The 17174-nt window shown below is 37.9% G+C and carries 13 protein-coding genes; 1 reads left to right on the top strand and 12 read right to left on the bottom strand.

Translation table 11 applies throughout. The annotated features are described in order from the left end of the window. Nucleotides 1-33 precede the first annotated feature (33 nt). Complete coding sequence (locus QUG14_RS20675) at nt 34-762, bottom strand: transposase (RefSeq protein WP_289342319.1); 729 nt, start codon at nt 760-762, stop codon at nt 34-36. A 302-nt stretch (nt 763-1064) separates the two neighbouring features. On the opposite strand from QUG14_RS20675, the gene QUG14_RS20670 reads away from it, so the two are divergent. Further along, nucleotides 1065-2651 (top strand): acetolactate synthase large subunit, encoded by a 1587-nt coding sequence (locus QUG14_RS20670; protein WP_289342318.1) that lies wholly within the window; start codon nt 1065-1067, stop codon nt 2649-2651. Nucleotides 2652-2714: 63 nt separating this feature from the next. Here QUG14_RS20670 and QUG14_RS20665 read toward each other — a convergent pair whose 3' ends face one another. The 11 genes from QUG14_RS20665 to QUG14_RS20615 form a co-directional block, all read right to left on the bottom strand. Then, nucleotides 2715-4067, bottom strand: a complete 1353-nt coding sequence (locus tag QUG14_RS20665; RefSeq protein ID WP_289344198.1) for a glycosyltransferase family 2 protein — start codon at nt 4065-4067, stop codon at nt 2715-2717. A gap of 276 nt (nt 4068-4343) precedes the next feature. Beyond that, on the bottom strand, nt 4344-4883 hold the full coding sequence (locus QUG14_RS20660) for a D-lyxose/D-mannose family sugar isomerase (protein WP_289342317.1): 540 nt from the start codon (nt 4881-4883) through the stop codon (nt 4344-4346). Nucleotides 4884-4899: 16 nt separating this feature from the next. After that, on the bottom strand, nt 4900-5781 hold the full coding sequence (locus QUG14_RS20655) for a class II fructose-bisphosphate aldolase (RefSeq protein WP_289342316.1): 882 nt from the start codon (nt 5779-5781) through the stop codon (nt 4900-4902). A gap of 15 nt (nt 5782-5796) precedes the next feature. After that, nucleotides 5797-6813 (bottom strand): carbohydrate kinase family protein, encoded by a 1017-nt coding sequence (locus tag QUG14_RS20650; protein WP_289342315.1) that lies wholly within the window; start codon nt 6811-6813, stop codon nt 5797-5799. A 59-nt stretch (nt 6814-6872) separates the two neighbouring features. Continuing rightward, nucleotides 6873-7871, bottom strand: coding sequence for an ABC transporter permease (locus QUG14_RS20645; RefSeq protein ID WP_289342314.1), 999 nt, complete (start codon nt 7869-7871; stop codon nt 6873-6875). Nucleotide 7872: 1 nt separating this feature from the next. Continuing rightward, entirely contained in the window at nt 7873-9363 is a 1491-nt protein-coding gene (locus tag QUG14_RS20640; RefSeq protein WP_289342313.1) for a sugar ABC transporter ATP-binding protein, read from the bottom strand. 89 nt (nt 9364-9452) lie between these two features. After that, complete coding sequence (locus QUG14_RS20635; RefSeq protein WP_289342312.1) at nt 9453-10412, bottom strand: sugar ABC transporter substrate-binding protein; 960 nt, start codon at nt 10410-10412, stop codon at nt 9453-9455. Between the two features lie 196 nt (nt 10413-10608). After that, nucleotides 10609-11826, bottom strand: a complete 1218-nt coding sequence (locus tag QUG14_RS20630) for a response regulator transcription factor (RefSeq protein ID WP_289342311.1) — start codon at nt 11824-11826, stop codon at nt 10609-10611. A gap of 13 nt (nt 11827-11839) precedes the next feature. Beyond that, complete coding sequence (locus QUG14_RS20625) at nt 11840-13648, bottom strand: cache domain-containing sensor histidine kinase (RefSeq protein WP_289342310.1); 1809 nt, start codon at nt 13646-13648, stop codon at nt 11840-11842. A gap of 26 nt (nt 13649-13674) precedes the next feature. Beyond that, entirely contained in the window at nt 13675-14679 is a 1005-nt protein-coding gene (locus QUG14_RS20620) for a substrate-binding domain-containing protein (protein WP_289342309.1), read from the bottom strand. A 214-nt stretch (nt 14680-14893) separates the two neighbouring features. Then, nucleotides 14894-16948 carry a choice-of-anchor J domain-containing protein gene (locus tag QUG14_RS20615; protein WP_289342308.1) on the bottom strand — a complete coding sequence of 685 codons (2055 nt, stop codon included), beginning with the start codon at nt 16946-16948 and terminating at the stop codon, nt 14894-14896. Between the last annotated feature and the right edge of the window lie 226 nt (nt 16949-17174).

Raw genomic sequence — 17174 nt, 5'->3', positions numbered from 1 at the left:
TGGTTTATATGACCACAAGAACCGTCCCCATAGTTATGCCCTAGAAATAAGTGTTCGCGAAACGCCTAGTATCCTTGCTGTTTGGCGTTGTGAAAGTCCTTTGATTCCTTTAGTTTTTTTGAGTATTTCATTTCTTTGGAGTCTAGGTAAACTTTTAACATTGGCGATTTCAAATCCATTCAACAGGTTCTTAATTACTTCCCTTGCCTCCTCATCTGTTAATCTTCTATCATTCATGTGATGATCTAGGCATTGGTCCTGATTGACCTTTTCATTAAATTCTATAAATCTCTCTTTGGCCAGAATATTGTCCCCCGAAAACATTCCAATAATGAAATTAGGATCCAGCAGTTTCCTACCCTCATGGTGAATACCGTAATATTCCCGGCAACTGCTCCACCTCCATTCATCCATCCGTTTGACGATTCCTGCTTTAAGTGGGTTTTGGTGAATGTATCTTACAACGGTTAATAAATACTGTATATTTTCTACATTCTCACTCTTAAACCTATCTTGAAAAAGATGTCCAGATGTTCTGTACTTCCAGTTATAGTACGAGACATAACTTACACCTATTCGCTTCATGGAAGCCGATATATCTTCACTGCCCTCTTTTATTAATAGGTGTATATGATTACCCATCAAACACCAACTGTAAATCTCCACCTCCGCTTTCATCTTATAGATATGCAATATATCAAGAAATTTCAAGCAGTCCTCATCATCATGGAAGATTTCCTGTCGATTGGCACCTCTTAGCATAATATGGTAGACTCCGCTCCTGCTTTTCACTCTGGCTCTACGCGGCATCTTCAAGACCACAGGAAAACATCGGCCAGTTTTTATGCGATTTGCCCCTAAAAAAACAACCAATTACTATTGCTAATTTAACTTTTTCTTTGGTCACTAATAATTCCATTTTCACTTCTCCCTTGCAATTCTTAGGGACGGTTCTCTTGGCTTTTTTATCAGGTTAGACCAATAGAACCGTCCCCATGGTTATTTTGGTTTGTTAGTAAATTAATGGGTAAAATAGGAAAAATACAGTTTGAAAGGGGTGCCTTATGAAAGCAACAGATTTACTGGTTATGTGTTTAGAAAATGAGGGTGTTGAGTATGTTTTTGGCATTATGGGGAAGGAAACCCTTGACTTGATGGATTCATTGTCTAAATCTAAACATATCCAGTTTGTGAATGTTCGTCATGAACAAGGAGCAGCTTTTATGGCAGACGTTTACGGTAGACTATCGAAAAAAGTTGGCGTTTGTTTAGCTACATTAGGTCCTGGAGCAACAAATCTTTTGACCGGTATAGCCAGTGCAAATCTGGACCATTCTCCCGTTGTGGCCATTACAGGACAAGCAGGTCTTGAAAGACAGCATTTAGAATCCCACCAATATTTAGATATCGTTAAAATGTTTGAGCCCGCTACAAAGTGGAGTGTTCAAATTAAAGATTCGCAAACGATCTCAACCATTATTCGAAAAGCATTTAGGGTAGCTATGATGGAAAAGCCAGGTCCTGTTTTAATCGAACTGCCAGAGAACTTAGCGCCACAAATGATTCCAACCCACCCAATACCTGTTACACCTAATCCAAAAAGCACACCTGTTTCACAAGCTATAGAGGCTGCCCACACTCTAATAAGTCAGAGCCAGAAACCAGTAGTCATTGTAGGAAACGGAGTTATCAGGCAAGACGCAGCGACAGAACTCCTGACCTTTGTTGAGAACTTAAAAGCACCTGTTATCCATAGTTTTATGGCCAAAGGGATTTTACCTAAAGATCACCTCCTAAATTATTATACATTTGGGTTTAACAAGAAGGATGAAGTAGTGCCGATTATAGAGGAAGCTGATTTATTACTTGTCGTTGGGTTTGATTTTGTGGAAAAACTCCCTAAGGACTGGAATAAAAAGATGCGCCCAATTTTACATATCGATCCATTGCCAGCCGAGATGGACGAGCACTACCCTGTTCGGTGTGAGTTGGTCGGTGATTTAATGGAGACATTCCAAGTGCTTAATAAACTGGATATTTCCTCTAAACCATGGGTGCCGATGGGGAATCGTAAAGAAATGATTGAGGCAGCGTATCAAATCAATGTAGAACTAAATGAAGATCAATCTTTAACGATAGAAAATATCCTATCCGTTATTGAAAAACTAACAACAGAAGAAACCATTGTCATTTCTGATGTAGGTGCCCACAAAGTTTCCATTGCCCGTAAGTATCAACCAAAACATGCCGGCCGGCTGATTATCTCTAATGGATTAGCCTCAATGGGCATTGCCATACCTGGAGCCATTGGTGCTAAATTAGCATGCCCAAACGCTCCGGTCATTTGTATTACTGGGGATGGAGGGGCATTAATGAATATTTCCGAATTAGAGACGGCCAAACGGTTAGGTCTATCTTTTATCATCATTGTTCTAAATAATTCCACACTAAATTTAGAAGAACAAATGATGCAGGAGAAATTCAGTCATAGCTTTGGCACAGACTTTGGTAACCCCGACTTTTTACAGCTTGCTGAGAGCTTTGGAATAAAAGGAGTAAGGCCTAATTCATTATCTGAGTTTGAACTCGCATTGAAGAATGCTTTAAATCCAACCCGTGAAATTACACTGATTGATATTGTCCACAATTAGAATCCAGTGGGACGGTTCTCACGGTCCACAAGTGAGATTAGACCAAAAGAACCGTCCCCATGGTCACTTCCATCTTCTCTGAAATTTAAAAATCTCTTGTACATAACCGTAAACTGATACGGGCGACATAATCATTTGATAGCCAAGGAAGTAAAAAATAAACCCTACTATATTCTTACGAATTCTAAGTTGCAAACGCCTAAATACAAAATTTCTTTGATGAAAATATAGAATACTATAACTCATAAGGGTCAGTGGCAGAACAAATAATGTTGCTGGACCAACAATCAAGTAGTTTCCGAAAAACGCCAATAGGAGCCCGGGAATCCAAAATAATGTGAAGGTTAAATCCAAGAAAGGCATGATTAAATTGATCCCAGTCATATATTTCACATATATTTGCGGCTGTTTCCAGGGTTTTACTTCATGTAATCCTTCAATCATACCTCTTGCCCATCTTGCACGCTGCCGTACCAAATGTTTAAGAGAGCTGGGAACTTCGGTAAAGGCAACAGCGCATGGCTCAAAGTAAACCTTCCAATTTCTTTGGAGAAGACGCCATGTTAAGACAATATCTTCACCGATGGCATCCGGCCAACCGCCCACTTCTTTAATACATTCTGTCTTGTACAAACTATAAGCACCCTGGGCAACTAATGTTCCTTGATATAGCCCCTGAAGTCTTTTAATGGATGCGATGCCCAAAAAATAATCCCATTCTTGCATCTTCGTTAATAAATTCTCTCTGCTGTTTTTTGCTAAAACGCTGCCAGCGACTGCACAAACTTCCTCTGGGCTGGATTGAATCCTTGATACGAGATAACGGATAGAAGATGGGTGAAGGAGAGTATCTGCATCCAAGGTAATGAAAAAGGCAGTGGAAACAGCCTTTAGTGCGTGATTTAATGCGTGAAACTTTCCAGGTTTATTTTCATGGATTAACTTAATGTCAATCGACAATTTCTTCTTTGCCTTTCTTACCTCATTAACCGTTTCATCTGTTGAACAGTTATTAATAACGATGACATTTATTTTACCTGAATAATCTTGTCTATCAATATATTGCAACGTTTGAAAAATCTTGTCTTCCTCATTATGTGCAGCAATAAGGATCGTAATCTCTTCGTGAGGATCTTCATTCTTAGAAGGGGGCTGCCGATCCAAAAGCAAACTAATAATCAGAAAAGCATTCATATAACCTGGAATGTATGCGAGTCCTCCAATGATAAGTAATGCCAGCGGAAATGATAGCTGATAAGATAAATCCATTAACCATGGGAAAGCAATGTATATCGAAATGCATAACCAAATAAGCGCAAAACAGTGGCTTATCCAAAATTTAGCTACAACTGGTATGTAAAGTTGATGCTGCGTAGTCTCGATTTGTGAATCTATTGGTTTTAGTTTAGGTATCATACCTTTTGCACCTTCCACAGTTAATTTGATAACATCCCCATTTTTCCATAAATTCCCGTTAGTAGTTTTGATTAATAGAATCCCTGGCATACTCAAATCCTACAAAAACAGTCAAAATATTTAAGTAATTATTCGACATGAACTCGGCTAATTCCTTCAAAATTAGATAAAATATACCACGACAAATTACCTACAAAATCGACAAACTTCGGTGGGATGACAGGCACCACCCCATATACAAAAAGACACCATATGTTGTTATGGTGTCTCTCCCTTTTAATTTATTTCTGGTAATCTTTTAATTCTAGGATCTGTGAATATATCACTTTCATCTGTACTTCTTGTTGAAAATTCGGAGACAATTGCCCCTTCACTTCCTGCTTTAAACCAATGGAGTGTATTCGGATAAATGGTATATTGCTCTCCTGGATGTAATATAATTTCATGGAATACGGTGTAGTACTCTTCATCCCCTGCCGGTGGGTTCGTAGAACGATTGGCTGATTCTTCTCCTTCTACATATAGATAAACGGTTCCGTAACGACATCTAAAGGTCTCTTCTTTCCCTTCATCAAAATCCCTTTTTGGGTGCTTGTGCTCCGGGCACGTTTGATAGGGGAGTAAAGCAAGCTCCTTTGCACAAACAAGATCTGTATTTACGTATGTTATCAATTGCAATCCTGTATCTTCTACCTTTTCAAGCCCAAAATCAGCAACTTCTACTGCCTGTTTCTCCTCTTCCGTGAGAATGATATTTGCTCTATCGAATAAATCTAAAGCCTTGATCTTTATTTCTTCGTAACTCTGTCGGTCCACTCTTTTTCCTCCTTCGTTACCTAACTACTTTATTTTTGTTTAAAAAGATTTCCATCGCCCTTTTAACATCCTTTTTAATTGCTTCTTTTGCCACAACTGCAAAGTCATGATAAAAATGATTGGAGTGGCTATCGATATATTCTTTAATGGCTTCTGCTCCCGCTTTCGCAGAATAACTATAGTAATTTATTTTTCTTACTCCAGAATTGATAGCCGTTACATATTCTTCCTCACTCAATCCTGAACCACCATGCATGACAACTGGTTTTTGGATGTTTTCGTAAATCGATTTTAGGCGATCAAAATCTAGTTTTGGTTCCTTGAGATAGATTCCATGAACCGTTCCGAAAGAGGCTGCTAGTGCATCAATTTCCGTTCTCTCAACAAAGTCTTTTGCCACTTCCGGATCAGTATAAAAGTCAGCTGCCTCACCATCCATATGATGCTCACCACTGGGCGTTTCTTCTCCGCCAATGCCAGATGAAGTAATCATTCCTAGTTCTGCTTCTACAGATACATGATGCTTTTGTGCATATGCAACTACTTCTGCGACCGTTTTAACATTCTCTTCATAACTCATATGTGAGGCATCAATCATCACAGAGCTAAAACCAACATCAATGGCTCTTTTAACATTTTCGAGATTTGAGCCATGATCAAGATGTACCGCTACTGGAACACTTGCCTTTTTAGCTAATTCCACCAAAATGGGACCCATGACTTCGAGGGGAGTAATTTCAAAGTGTACTTCCGCATGTGACAAAATAATCGGTACCTGCAATTCTTCTGCTGCTTCAACAGCGGCCCTTGCTGATTCTAAAGTTGGAGAGTTAAAAGCACCTACTGCGTAATTTCCCTTTTCCGCATTTGATAAAATTTCCTTTAATGTAACTAACATCCTATCGTACCCCTTTTACAATTCAATTTTTTCTCTTTTCGAAAAATCCGCATACATTGCCACCAGTTGTTCGTAGGATTTAATTCCAGACGTACTATCCTCCGCAAATAAAGAAGAGACTGCTGCTGCCGTGCCTAACTTCATGGACTCTGGAAGGTCCAAGCCCTTTAAAGCCCCATATAATACACCTGTCACATAAGCATCACCTGCACCTACAGTTCCTTTAATCCATTGACGATCTAGCAATAAGGAAGGAATGCTATAGATGGTGGATCCATCAAAGCCAAAGCTGCCTTCCGGAGTATGGATTACCACCCAGTCTCTGACTCCAAATTCTTTTAATCTGTAAAGAACCTTGTTTATATTAGCGGTGATTAATTTCCCTGATGAATCTCTTAAACTGATTCCAACACTTTTGCCTGCTTCTAGTTCATTAATCACACAGTAGTTTGTATACTTTAAACATGGAGGGACAAGTTTTTCATATCGATCACTATTTTCACTGACAATGTCGATGGATGTTTTAATCCCTTTGTCTTGAGCTTGTTTCAATACCTTAGCCATCTTTGTGCCGTATTCATCGTCTTCTTGATCTAAAGAATCTAATAAGAGAATGTAGGCAATATGGAGTATCTTAGCGTTTATTCTATTAAAATTGATTGTATTCTCATCAAATAAATGAGAATTGCCCCGGTAGGTAAAAAAGGTCCTAGTGTGATCAAACTCATCCTGAATCACGTCCGTAAAGGGAGTATCTCCTATTACTTTCACATGGCTCATATCAATGCTTTTATAGTTTCCTAATCTCTCTTTTAGGAAATGCCCTTTATCGTCATCGCCAAGAAGAGCTATAATTTCAATCGGCACATTGGGGTCAATTTTTGCTAATGTGATCGCACAATTTGATACTGCTCCCCCATTTGACCTAGCAACACTACGGATTGTTGTTAATTCTGATTTATTGGGATACTTATCAATTTTCTTAATTTCATCCACAGCAATCGTACCAGCAAATGCAATTCCCTCTTTCAATGAAGCGCCCACCTTATGTTCACCACCTATCAAACTATTTTTAGTTGGACCTAGACTTCCTAGCCCTTCCTTCTTTTAATAACATCCGCATAAACCGCTACTAAAATGACGATCCCTTTTACAATAAATTGCCAAAATGAACTTACGCCCATTAAGTTTAATCCATTACTAAGTACACCAATAATAAGTGCACCAATGACAGTACCACCTATCCTGCCGTAACCGCCGGTCATACTCGTTCCCCCTAAAACCACGGCTGCGATTGCGTCTAGTTCTGCCGCATTTCCCGCAGTGGGCTGACCTGAGAACATACGTGAAGCAAGTACAATTCCAGCTATAGCAGCCATTAACCCGCTAAAGGCGTAAGCAAAGAACTTTACTTTTTTAATATTAATACCCGAGAATTTAGCTGCTTCCGCATTTCCTCCCACGGCATACATATGTCTGCCAAGCTTTGTTTTATTCATAATAAAATAGCACACGATTAATAGAATAATTAAGTATAGGACGGGTGTCGGTAAGATGCCCCCAATATAACCAGAACCGATAAAGTTAAAAGAATCTGACATAACACGAACCGGTTTTCCATCCGTCAAAACATAAGCAGCACCACGTGCGATATTCATCGTTGCAAGAGTAATAATAAACGGAGGAATGATGGTAGTAGCAGCTACATATCCATTTACCGCCCCAATTAAGACACCTACCAAAAGACCTGCAGCAACCGCTACTAAAACAGGTGCCCCTAAAAAGGCTATTAAACTAGTAGTCACAACACCGACGACGGCCATAATCGATCCTACAGAAAGATCAATTCCACCTAAAATAATAATCATGGTCATGGCCAGGGCCAAATATAGATTTGTTGATGTTTGTCTTAACACATTTAATAGATTATTTGATGTTAAAAAGTTGGGGTTGATAACCGAAATGATGATACATAAAACGAAAAGACCGATTAGGATTCCCATATTATTTCGAACAAAATCTTTAATCCCAACACCTACATCTAAAAGCATATTTTCTCTCTTTTTTACTTGAATGGACATTTGAGCCATGTCAATTACCTCCTGTAGCGTAATGCATAATCGTTTCTTGACTAAAACGCTCTTTCGTTAATATCTTTTGGATTTTTCCCTTGCACATAACCGCAACCCTATCACTCATATTGATTACTTCAGGGAGTTCAGAGGAAATCATGATAATTGAAACACCTTCTTTAACCAATCTGTTCATGATGGAGTAAATTTCTGCCTTGGCGCCAACATCAACACCTCTTGTTGGTTCATCAAGAATCAAAACTTTAGGCTTCGTTGCCAACCATCTGGAAATCAAGACTTTTTGCTGATTCCCGCCACTTAAGTTTTTCACTTCTTGGTCAGGGCTTGGTGTTTTAATCGATAATTCCTTTATATAGTTATTGGTTTCATTATTTTCATAGTTAGAGTCAACCTTAAAGAATTTGATAAATTCATCCATAATTTTAATGGTGATGTTGTATCGGACTGATTGAATGAGGAATAATCCTTCTTCTTTTCGATTTTCAGTCACATAAGCAATCCTATTTCTGATGGCATCATTCGGATTTTTTATCGTTGTTTTTTCACCATTTACAAATATTTCGCCTTGTTCAAATGAGTCTAAACCAAAGATGCACTTCATAAGTTCGGATCTGCCTGCACCAACTAGACCAGAAAAACCTAAGATTTCACCTTTCCTTAATTCAAAACTGGCATTTTCAATAACACCTTTTTTCGTTAGATTACTCACCTTTAAGACACTTTCCCCTGATGGTGCAAAATCCCTTACATAGTAATTGGTTAAATCACGGCCCACCATCATCGAGATGAGTTTGTCATTGGTCGTTTCTTTTGTTTTTACGGTCCCAATATACGTTCCATCTCTCATTACTGTGATTCTATCGGTTATTTCAAATAATTCATTCATTCTATGAGAGATATAAACCATTCCAACACCTTGCTTTTTTAAGTTTCGAATGGTCTTAAATAAGAACTCTACTTCTTTTTCCGTTAACGAAGAAGTTGGTTCGTCCATTACTATAATCTTTGATTGAAAGGATACCGCTTTTATGATTTCGATCATTTGTTGTTGAGCAACATTGAGTGTATGAATCATCGTTTTAGCTGATAAGCCTAAGTCGAAATCGTCCAGAAATTTTTGAGCATTTTCATACATGGTTCTTTTATCAATAAACCCTGCTTTTGTTAAAGGCTCTCGTCCTAAATAGATATTTTCAGCTATCGATAAATAAGGAACTAAACTGATTTCTTGGTGAATGATACTGATGCCGTATTTCTGTGCATCTTTTACACCGGTAATCTGGACTTCATTGCCTTTTATAAAGATTTTCCCTTCATCTATGCTATAAATACCATTCAGTATTTTCATGAGAGTTGATTTCCCTGCACCATTTTCTCCTAGAAGTGCGTGAACTTCTCCGCCTTCAAGGTCAAAATCAACCCCTTTTAAAGCATAAACCCCAGGAAACTTTTTTGTTACACCTTTCATTTCCAACAGTTTGCCGCTCATGTAATCCACCTCATTTAATGAATAAGGGTGACCCAAAAACTAAAACTTGTATTTTGAGCCACCGCTAATCTTATTAATATTGTTTCATCTTATTGCCAGCCATCTACCCCATATTTCCCTACATTTTCTTTGTTAATTAAGAAGGTTTCAACTGGAGTTCTCTTTTCAATTTTCTCTTTGTTCAGAACTTTATAAGCCACTTCTACAGATTTAACTCCAATGGAAATTGGTGACTGTGCTCCTGTACCAACAAACAGTCCGCCTTCTGAAATAGCGGCTTTTGCATCTGGAGATCCATCAACACCATAAATGGCAATGTCAGTTCTATTAGCAGCCTTTGCCGCAGCTACAGCACCTAAAGCTGTAGGGTCATTCCCGCCCATGATAGCGATTACATCTTTGTGAGCTTGAAGGATATCTTCTGTTACATCAAGAGCTGTTTCTAAATCCCCTTTTGCATCTTGCTGCGCAACCACTTCAAAACCTTTTCCTTTTATTGCTTCCTCAAATCCTGCAATTCGGTCATTGATAGAATTCATTGTTGGGCTATCAAGGATGACAATTTTCCCACCATCTGGGAATCTTTTCACTAAATCTTGGCCAGCCACACGACCCGCATTTTTGTTATCCGAACCAACGTAAGCGGTAACATATTTAAAGTCTTTAACTTCTGTGTCATAGTTAATGATGGGAATACCTGCTTCTTCGAGCATAACGAGTGCAGGTCTAATTCCTTCCCAGTCTACTGGATTTAAGAAAATGGCATCGATTCCCTGTGCAATCATATCCTCAATTTGGTTAATTTGAAGCGCTACGTCCATTGCTGGATTCATCGTGATCAATTTATCGCCATTTCCCTCAACTTCCTTGCGAATAGACTCTTCAAGTACTTGGAAGAATGGATTATTTTGTGTCATAGAGGTGTATCCAAAAACAATTTGATCACCAGAATCCTTTCCATTCGAACCACCATTTGCTTCCTGATTGTTGCACGCAACTAATGCAATCGTTAGTAATGCAACTAAAAATAAAGACATAAACTTTTTCATTGTAATCCCCCTCATTTTTATTAGTCAGGCTAGTTGCCCTTCTCTAAACACATCATACCAAGGGTAAACCAACTCGTCTTTTTAGAAAATTAACAATTTTTATAAAATTTTAACTTAATTTAAAGCGTTTTCATTTTAAAGCATATAAAAAGGGTGAGAACCTGTTAATAATTGGTCCTCACCCTTTTGGTTAAATTTATTCATTTGGCAGCAGTACAGCACCTTTTCGGTACTGATTGGGAGAAACACCTACAACCTTCTTAAAAGAAGTACTAAAATAATGCTGAGTTTCATAACCTACTTGTTCTGCTATTTCATTTACTTGTAGATTGGTAGAATTCAGCAGCATCATGGCCTTTTTGATTCTCATTTCAGTCACTAAACCTACAAAGGAAGTTCCCAGTCCTTGTTTAATCATCCTGCTTAAATAAACAGATGATATTTGTAACTCTTGGGCAACACCTTCTAATGTTAGTTCTGGGTTGGTGTATTGCTCACGTATATAATTTTTCGCCCGCCTTACAATTGGTGAAACTTGAAACTCTTCATGGGCCCTCTTTTTATAACTCTGGTAGCTAGAAGGAACACAATCGAAGTCTCCTGTAATCGACGTTGAAAAAACAGTTGGAGACACATGCAAATAGGATTCAATCCTCTTTTCAATTTTTGAGAAAGTTTCTTCTTGTACGTAACCCCATAATAAAATGAATAGAAGTCCTGATTCATCACTAAAAACCAACTTATGCTGCTTTTCCAAAACCTCTACTATAATTTGCTTAACCTTAAATATAAAAACTTCCTTATCAGTCCCTTGTATGAGTGGCTGTTTCATTTCTAATTCCTGAATCCGAACGACTGCCAGTAATTGAGGTACTTCCTCTGGAAGCCCCCAAAAATTCAACTGCTCCTTTATCTTTCCATCAGTTAAATTTCCTTCAACCCAATTTAGACAAAACTGCTCTTGAATGATCAATGTATTTTGTGAAATGTGGTTCGAGACGATTTCTAAATACTTTCTTTCCGCTGTCTTAGTTTGCAGTTTATGATGTACTTTTTTTAGAACCTCTGTTAGATTATCAGGTTTTATTGGCTTTAAAATATAATCCTCAACCTTTAATCGTAAAGCCTCTTGAGCATAACTAAATTCATCATGGCCAGAAATAATGACTACCCTGCACTTTGGAAGATTTTCTTTTATATTCTTGATTAATGTTAATCCGTTCATAATCGGCATATTCAAGTCAGCTAAAAGGACATCCACTTCATAGTTTAGCGCCAATTCCAATGCTTCTTCACCATCTTCGGCTTCTGCCACTACTTCCATCCCAATTTCATGCCAATCGACCGAATATCGAATGCCTTCTCGAATATTGGGCTCATCGTCTGCGATTAAAACTTTTACTAACGGTTGCAAACATACCACCTCTTTACGTTTTAGGACCTAGGTTCATCATATTTAAAGGTAGCAGGATTTTCACAGTTGTACCTTTACCTCGAATACTATCAATGGATATACCATATGGCTCTCCATACGTTAACTTTATTCTGGCTTGTACATTCATTACCCCATAACCAATATTGGTTGTCATCGTCTTCGTTTCTTCAAGGCTATCAAAGTTAGTGGATAAATTTTCATTTAAAATGGTTAATCTCTCCTCTGGAATTCCAACTCCATCATCCTTAACAAGAAGGACCAAATTACCTTCTCTTTCTTCACCAATGATTGAAATATGCCCAGGCCCCCGCCTTTCCTTAATACCATGATAAATGGCATTTTCAACAATTGGCTGCAAGATTAACTTAACCACTAATAGCTTGGATAGATTAGGATCTATTGAGATACTATAATTCAATTTATCTTTATATCTAGCTTTTTGGATTTTTAAATAACTATAAATATGCTCGATTTCTTTTTCCAATGGGATCATGTCATTTCCTTTGCTTAAACCAATTCGAAATAACTGTGATAAGGATTCGACTACTTCAGCTACATCCAATGCCTCTTTCTTGCGCGCCATCCAATTAATGGTGTCCAACGTATTGTATAAAAAGTGTGGTTTAATCTGTGACTGTAGCGTCTGTAATTCAGCGTCCCGCTTTTGCCGTCCCTGGGTTTCAATTAACGAAATCAATTTGCTAATTTGTTCCAACATTTTATTAAAACTGCGTCCCAACATTCCAATTTCATCCGCCCGCTCTCCCTTGTAGCGAATCGATAAATCCCCTGATTCCACTTGATTCATAAAAGCATTTAATTGATTAATCGGTCTTGACATCGAATAGGATAAATAATAAGAAGCGCCAATTCCAAACGCGCAAACAATAAATAAAAAAGTAATCACATAAAAGTTAATTTGGCGAGCCTCCATCACCGAGTCATTGGATGAAAATATTCCGATTGTCGTTAAATTCGCAAAGGGGGATTTTCTATAAATAAATTGCATATTTTCTCCATCAATATTTTTTGAAAAAGTCCCTGAGGAACCTTTTACAAACCATCTTTGTTGTATCTGATTCACTAAAGATGGTTGTGGGGAATAAATGACTTCCCCCTCGTCATCCATGACCATTAAATAGCCTGTTTTTCCTAATTTTATATCCTCCATAATTTCGGATATCACTCTTACTTTTAAATCGATTAAAATAACGCCAATCACCGTTTGCGTTTCGGGGTCCAGAATCGCCCGCGCACCCGAAACAATTTCACTGTTCCGATAATTCACATGAGTTTTAAAACTTCTATTCGCAGGGTGGCCGATAATCTTAAATATCCCATTATTTTCAACTGCTGTTCGATACCACCCTTCATCTGTTACAGCTTGGAAATCTTGAGCATACATCTCATTACTGATATAGGTACCCTTACTATTTATCAATAGAATACCAGCAATTTCAGGATTAACGGTTGTAAAGCCTTGCAAAAATTGCCTAATCTCATACTGATTATAGCTCCCTAGATTTCCATTACCTTGAAGAAAGGTGTGAATGTCCGGATTAAAAGAAATGATATAGGAGATATCTTGCATATTTTCTATGTATGATTCTAACGATTTGTTGGCTTGACCTAGTAATTGCAGGGTATGCCCAGTTGTTTGTTTTTCAATTACTTTATCCACTCCGATATTAATTAAAGAACCAAAACCAATGGAAGGCAGAATACTAATTACTAGCAAGAGAGCTATGATTTTAAAACGAATCGGTAAATCATTTATTTCTAATGAGGTTATTTTCTTCAACGCTATCACTCAATTCTACGGCTGGCCTATTTCGCATAATATTTATCTACATTTCTTTTTGTCACCACAGCTATACCCGTATCCATTTTCGGAAGAATTTCGCTTGTATATGGATCCATTTGAGGTTTAATCAGATCGTGCTGAAGATGGAACAAATAATTTAAAGACCAATACCCCATGTCCCACGTTCCCTGAGCAATCGTGGCTGTAATCGTTCCGTCCTTTACCATATCCAGCGTTTGCTTATCTGTATCAAAACTAACAATTTTAACTTGGTTGCCTTTTTTTAGTTGAAGAGTGGCTTCTCCAACCCCAACTCCACCATTTGCTTCCGTTGCGAAAATTCCTTTTAAATCCGGATGTTCAGTTAATATATCACTTGCAACTTGCCTGGCCACTAATTGATTGCCTTCACCGTCTTTTATTGCCACCAGTTCAATGTTAGGGAATTGTTTTTCAATTGTCTCTTGAAAACCATTCAACCGATCGATTTGGTTTTGTTGATTAGGAATCGTGATAACAGCAACCTTTCCGCTATGATTGATCATATCCGCTATTTCATGGGCTGCGGTAACACCTGCATTATAATTATTTGTGCCTATATACGAATAGGCATTGCTTTTGGGAGCATCAGAATCAAATAGGACAACAGGAATTCCTGCTTCAATGGCTTTGTAGATGGTTACATCGAGTGCATCCGGATGGATAGCGGAAAGTGCAATCCCTGAAGGCTTTCTCGCAATGACCTGCTCCAGAACGGTGATTTGCTCATTCACATCATATTGCGCCGCACCCTGGTATTCCACGGATACATTTAGTGCTTGGGCACCATCCTCAAATCCTTTTAATATATTCTTCCAATAATCAATCCCAGCTTGAAAGGTAACCATGACATATTTCTCATCCATTTCTCCCTGTAGTCCTTTTGGCGTTCCATCCAGACTTGCGATGGATTCGCGTGATTGGTAATTCATTAAGTACACAAGAAAGGCAATGATTAATAGAGAATACACCAATAATAGTCTTTTCAATTGAACCCCCCCTCTCAAATAATTACATACTAGTATTATAAAAAAATAAGGGGACATTTGGTAGAGAATTTACTTATGATTGGCTGCATACAGCCGCAGAGTGAACCTGAAAATTACGTTGCCAATTGTCATACACATATAAAAAGGCTAGTCATTAGACTAGCCCAAGTAATCATTTAAAACCTGGTTATATAACCCTTAACAGGTCTTAAAATTATTTATTTTTCTTAGCCTTCATCAATACCTCATAATCATAGTCAGCACTTCCACCCTTACCTGGGTCAGCTGCATAAGTAACCATCATTACGACTTTAGAGTATTGAGCACTTTGTAACATTTCACGAAGATCTATCTTATCACTTTCACTCATATTTAGCAGATTAGGGAATTTAATAACTTTGACATGATTGTCTTTACCCTTTGCAATACCCTTCTTATACCCAATAAATTGAACTTGATAGTCAACATAATTCATTGTTGCTTCTTCTAAACTCATGAAGCCATCTGTTGTTTTCATGGCATCAACCAGCACGTTATTTACCTTAAGGTTTGATACGTACCAACCAGCTTCATTAAAGCCCCAGTCTGTCATATAGCGGAATGCAACAAGTACCTTTTTCCCTGCGTAATCAGAAAGGTCAAAACTCTCTGTTGTCCAACCATTTGAGCTTCCAGTAAAGCCTGGTAGATTTTCTTTTATTTTTGGATACCCATTATCGACAATATCATCCGTTGTATGTTCATTTGCTAAAGAAGTCCATGTTTCACCATCATCTGTTGATACTTGAACAACACCAAAATCCCAATGTTCTTCAATATCATATTTTGTATCAAAAGATAGAACGGGATTTGTATTACCTGTTAAATCAAGCTCTTTTATTAAGAAATTATCAGCCTGGTCCCCTTTATTCCCCCATAGTACTTCACCTTTCTCTGGATCGGTTGCTGTTGTCCAGTTGGTACCAAGGAGATCAATCCCTTTAAAATAGAGATGATCTATCTTCTTGTCAGGTGTAATCACTTTAAAATCAGTTCCCCAAGCTGGTGCAAGGCTGTCTAACTTTGATGCTGCATCGATATTAGGGCTAAGGTCAATGGTAGTAAAATTATAGGTTTTACTATCTCCTTGATATTTCCCATCAACCATTACTGCTGTCAGGAAATCTTGGTAGATGTCGTTAAAGTCCCTCTCACTTCCCATTTCCTCTAAGACCGCATTAATACTATCAATACCTTGTAACTGGTTTTTAAATTCTTTCTGAATAAATTCCTGCCCAAATTGTTCGTATAAATATAGTTGGAATAGATATGCAGTTCCATAGTCTCCTAGTATTTGAAGATCAGATTGATCTCCCCATTGCGTTAAGGAGTTCTTAAGGTTATTCATGAAGAAGTCAACATGAGATGCTGAATGACCATATCCAACAAGATACTGAGCAAAATCAGATAAACCTTCATTGATAAAGTTTTCCTCTGCAGAATCAGTATCGTTGTGGAGTAAATGTTGGAACTCATGAGCAAAAGTCCCCTCATACAAGAAAGGTCTTGTACCATCTGGCCCTGTCCGATTTAACCAATCAAAACTATCAATGGTCATGACATTTCGGTCACTGAAATCACTAATAGTCGATGAAAAATACCCTGCAATATAACTAGGATAATTCGGATCATCATAATTAGCATCTTTAATGTTATCAACTAGGATAACGACACGCCCTGATTCATCCTGATATTCAGGTAACACTCCATGTTCTCCCTTTCTTTCAGCAGGTGCTCCGAAAAATGCCACCTCTTGTTCATACATTTTTGTATCAAATTCATTTAAAAGATAGTTTACTTGTTTATCGGTAACAACAGATACTCCAGCAGCATTCCTTGGGTCTCCCGGTTTATATGAAAGATCATTGGCTACCCATACCTCTCCGTACTTACCTACACCTTTGAGAGTAAAAGGTGTTAATCTATACTGTCCAGTTCTATCATCATTTGTAACCCACCGCACAACAGTCCCAACATCATCTGGAGTTACGGATGCCGCTCCAGCAGTTTGACCACCACCTGATGTATCCTCCCCATTTACCTTAAAATCAACTTTGTTATTCCGAATAGCCTCTTCTACCGTTTCAGATCGAAAGTCTGAACCAATCTCTTGAACTACTGGATCAGGGTTATACCCCTTCACCTGTGCACTCCCCACAGCAGGGAAAAACATACTACCTACTAGAGCGGTAGTAGATAAGACGGATAAAAACTTTTTCGACTTCTTCATTTTCGTCCTCCTTCTATATCTAAATATGTATTGCTTAATCATATTACTAGAGTGATTCAGAATATTTTGTAATTTCAGGGATGCAATATTCCTTTTTTTATCGCTAAAATCTTATTTTTTTTGACAATAAGTTAATCTATAAAAACCATAAAAAAGGAAAAAGAATGTATCTCCAATATAGGTTTGGATGACACACTCTTTTCCTCTTTTTATCCGTATATATTGA

This window comes from Neobacillus sp. CF12 (genome assembly GCF_030348765.1).
Taxonomy (GTDB): domain Bacteria; phylum Bacillota; class Bacilli; order Bacillales; family Cytobacillaceae; genus Neobacillus.
Note: the sequence above shows the minus strand (reverse complement) of the source record. Positions and strands in the feature narration are given on the sequence as shown.

What these genes read in the sequence shown, in the direction of transcription:
- QUG14_RS20675 (WP_289342319.1), bottom strand. Translation starts at nt 762, where the DNA reads ATGCTAAGAGGTGCCAATCGACAGGAAATCTTCCATGATGATGAGGAC.
- QUG14_RS20645 (WP_289342314.1), bottom strand. Translation starts at nt 7,871, where the DNA reads ATGGCTCAAATGTCCATTCAAGTAAAAAAGAGAGAAAATATGCTTTTA.
- QUG14_RS20640 (WP_289342313.1), bottom strand. Translation starts at nt 9,363, where the DNA reads ATGAGCGGCAAACTGTTGGAAATGAAAGGTGTAACAAAAAAGTTTCCT.
- QUG14_RS20655 (WP_289342316.1), bottom strand. Translation starts at nt 5,781, where the DNA reads ATGTTAGTTACATTAAAGGAAATTTTATCAAATGCGGAAAAGGGAAAT.
- QUG14_RS20665 (WP_289344198.1), bottom strand. Translation starts at nt 4,067, where the DNA reads ATGATACCTAAACTAAAACCAATAGATTCACAAATCGAGACTACGCAG.
- QUG14_RS20670 (WP_289342318.1), top strand. Translation starts at nt 1,065, where the DNA reads ATGAAAGCAACAGATTTACTGGTTATGTGTTTAGAAAATGAGGGTGTT.
- QUG14_RS20615 (WP_289342308.1), bottom strand. Translation starts at nt 16,948, where the DNA reads ATGAAGAAGTCGAAAAAGTTTTTATCCGTCTTATCTACTACCGCTCTA.
- QUG14_RS20635 (WP_289342312.1), bottom strand. Translation starts at nt 10,412, where the DNA reads ATGAAAAAGTTTATGTCTTTATTTTTAGTTGCATTACTAACGATTGCA.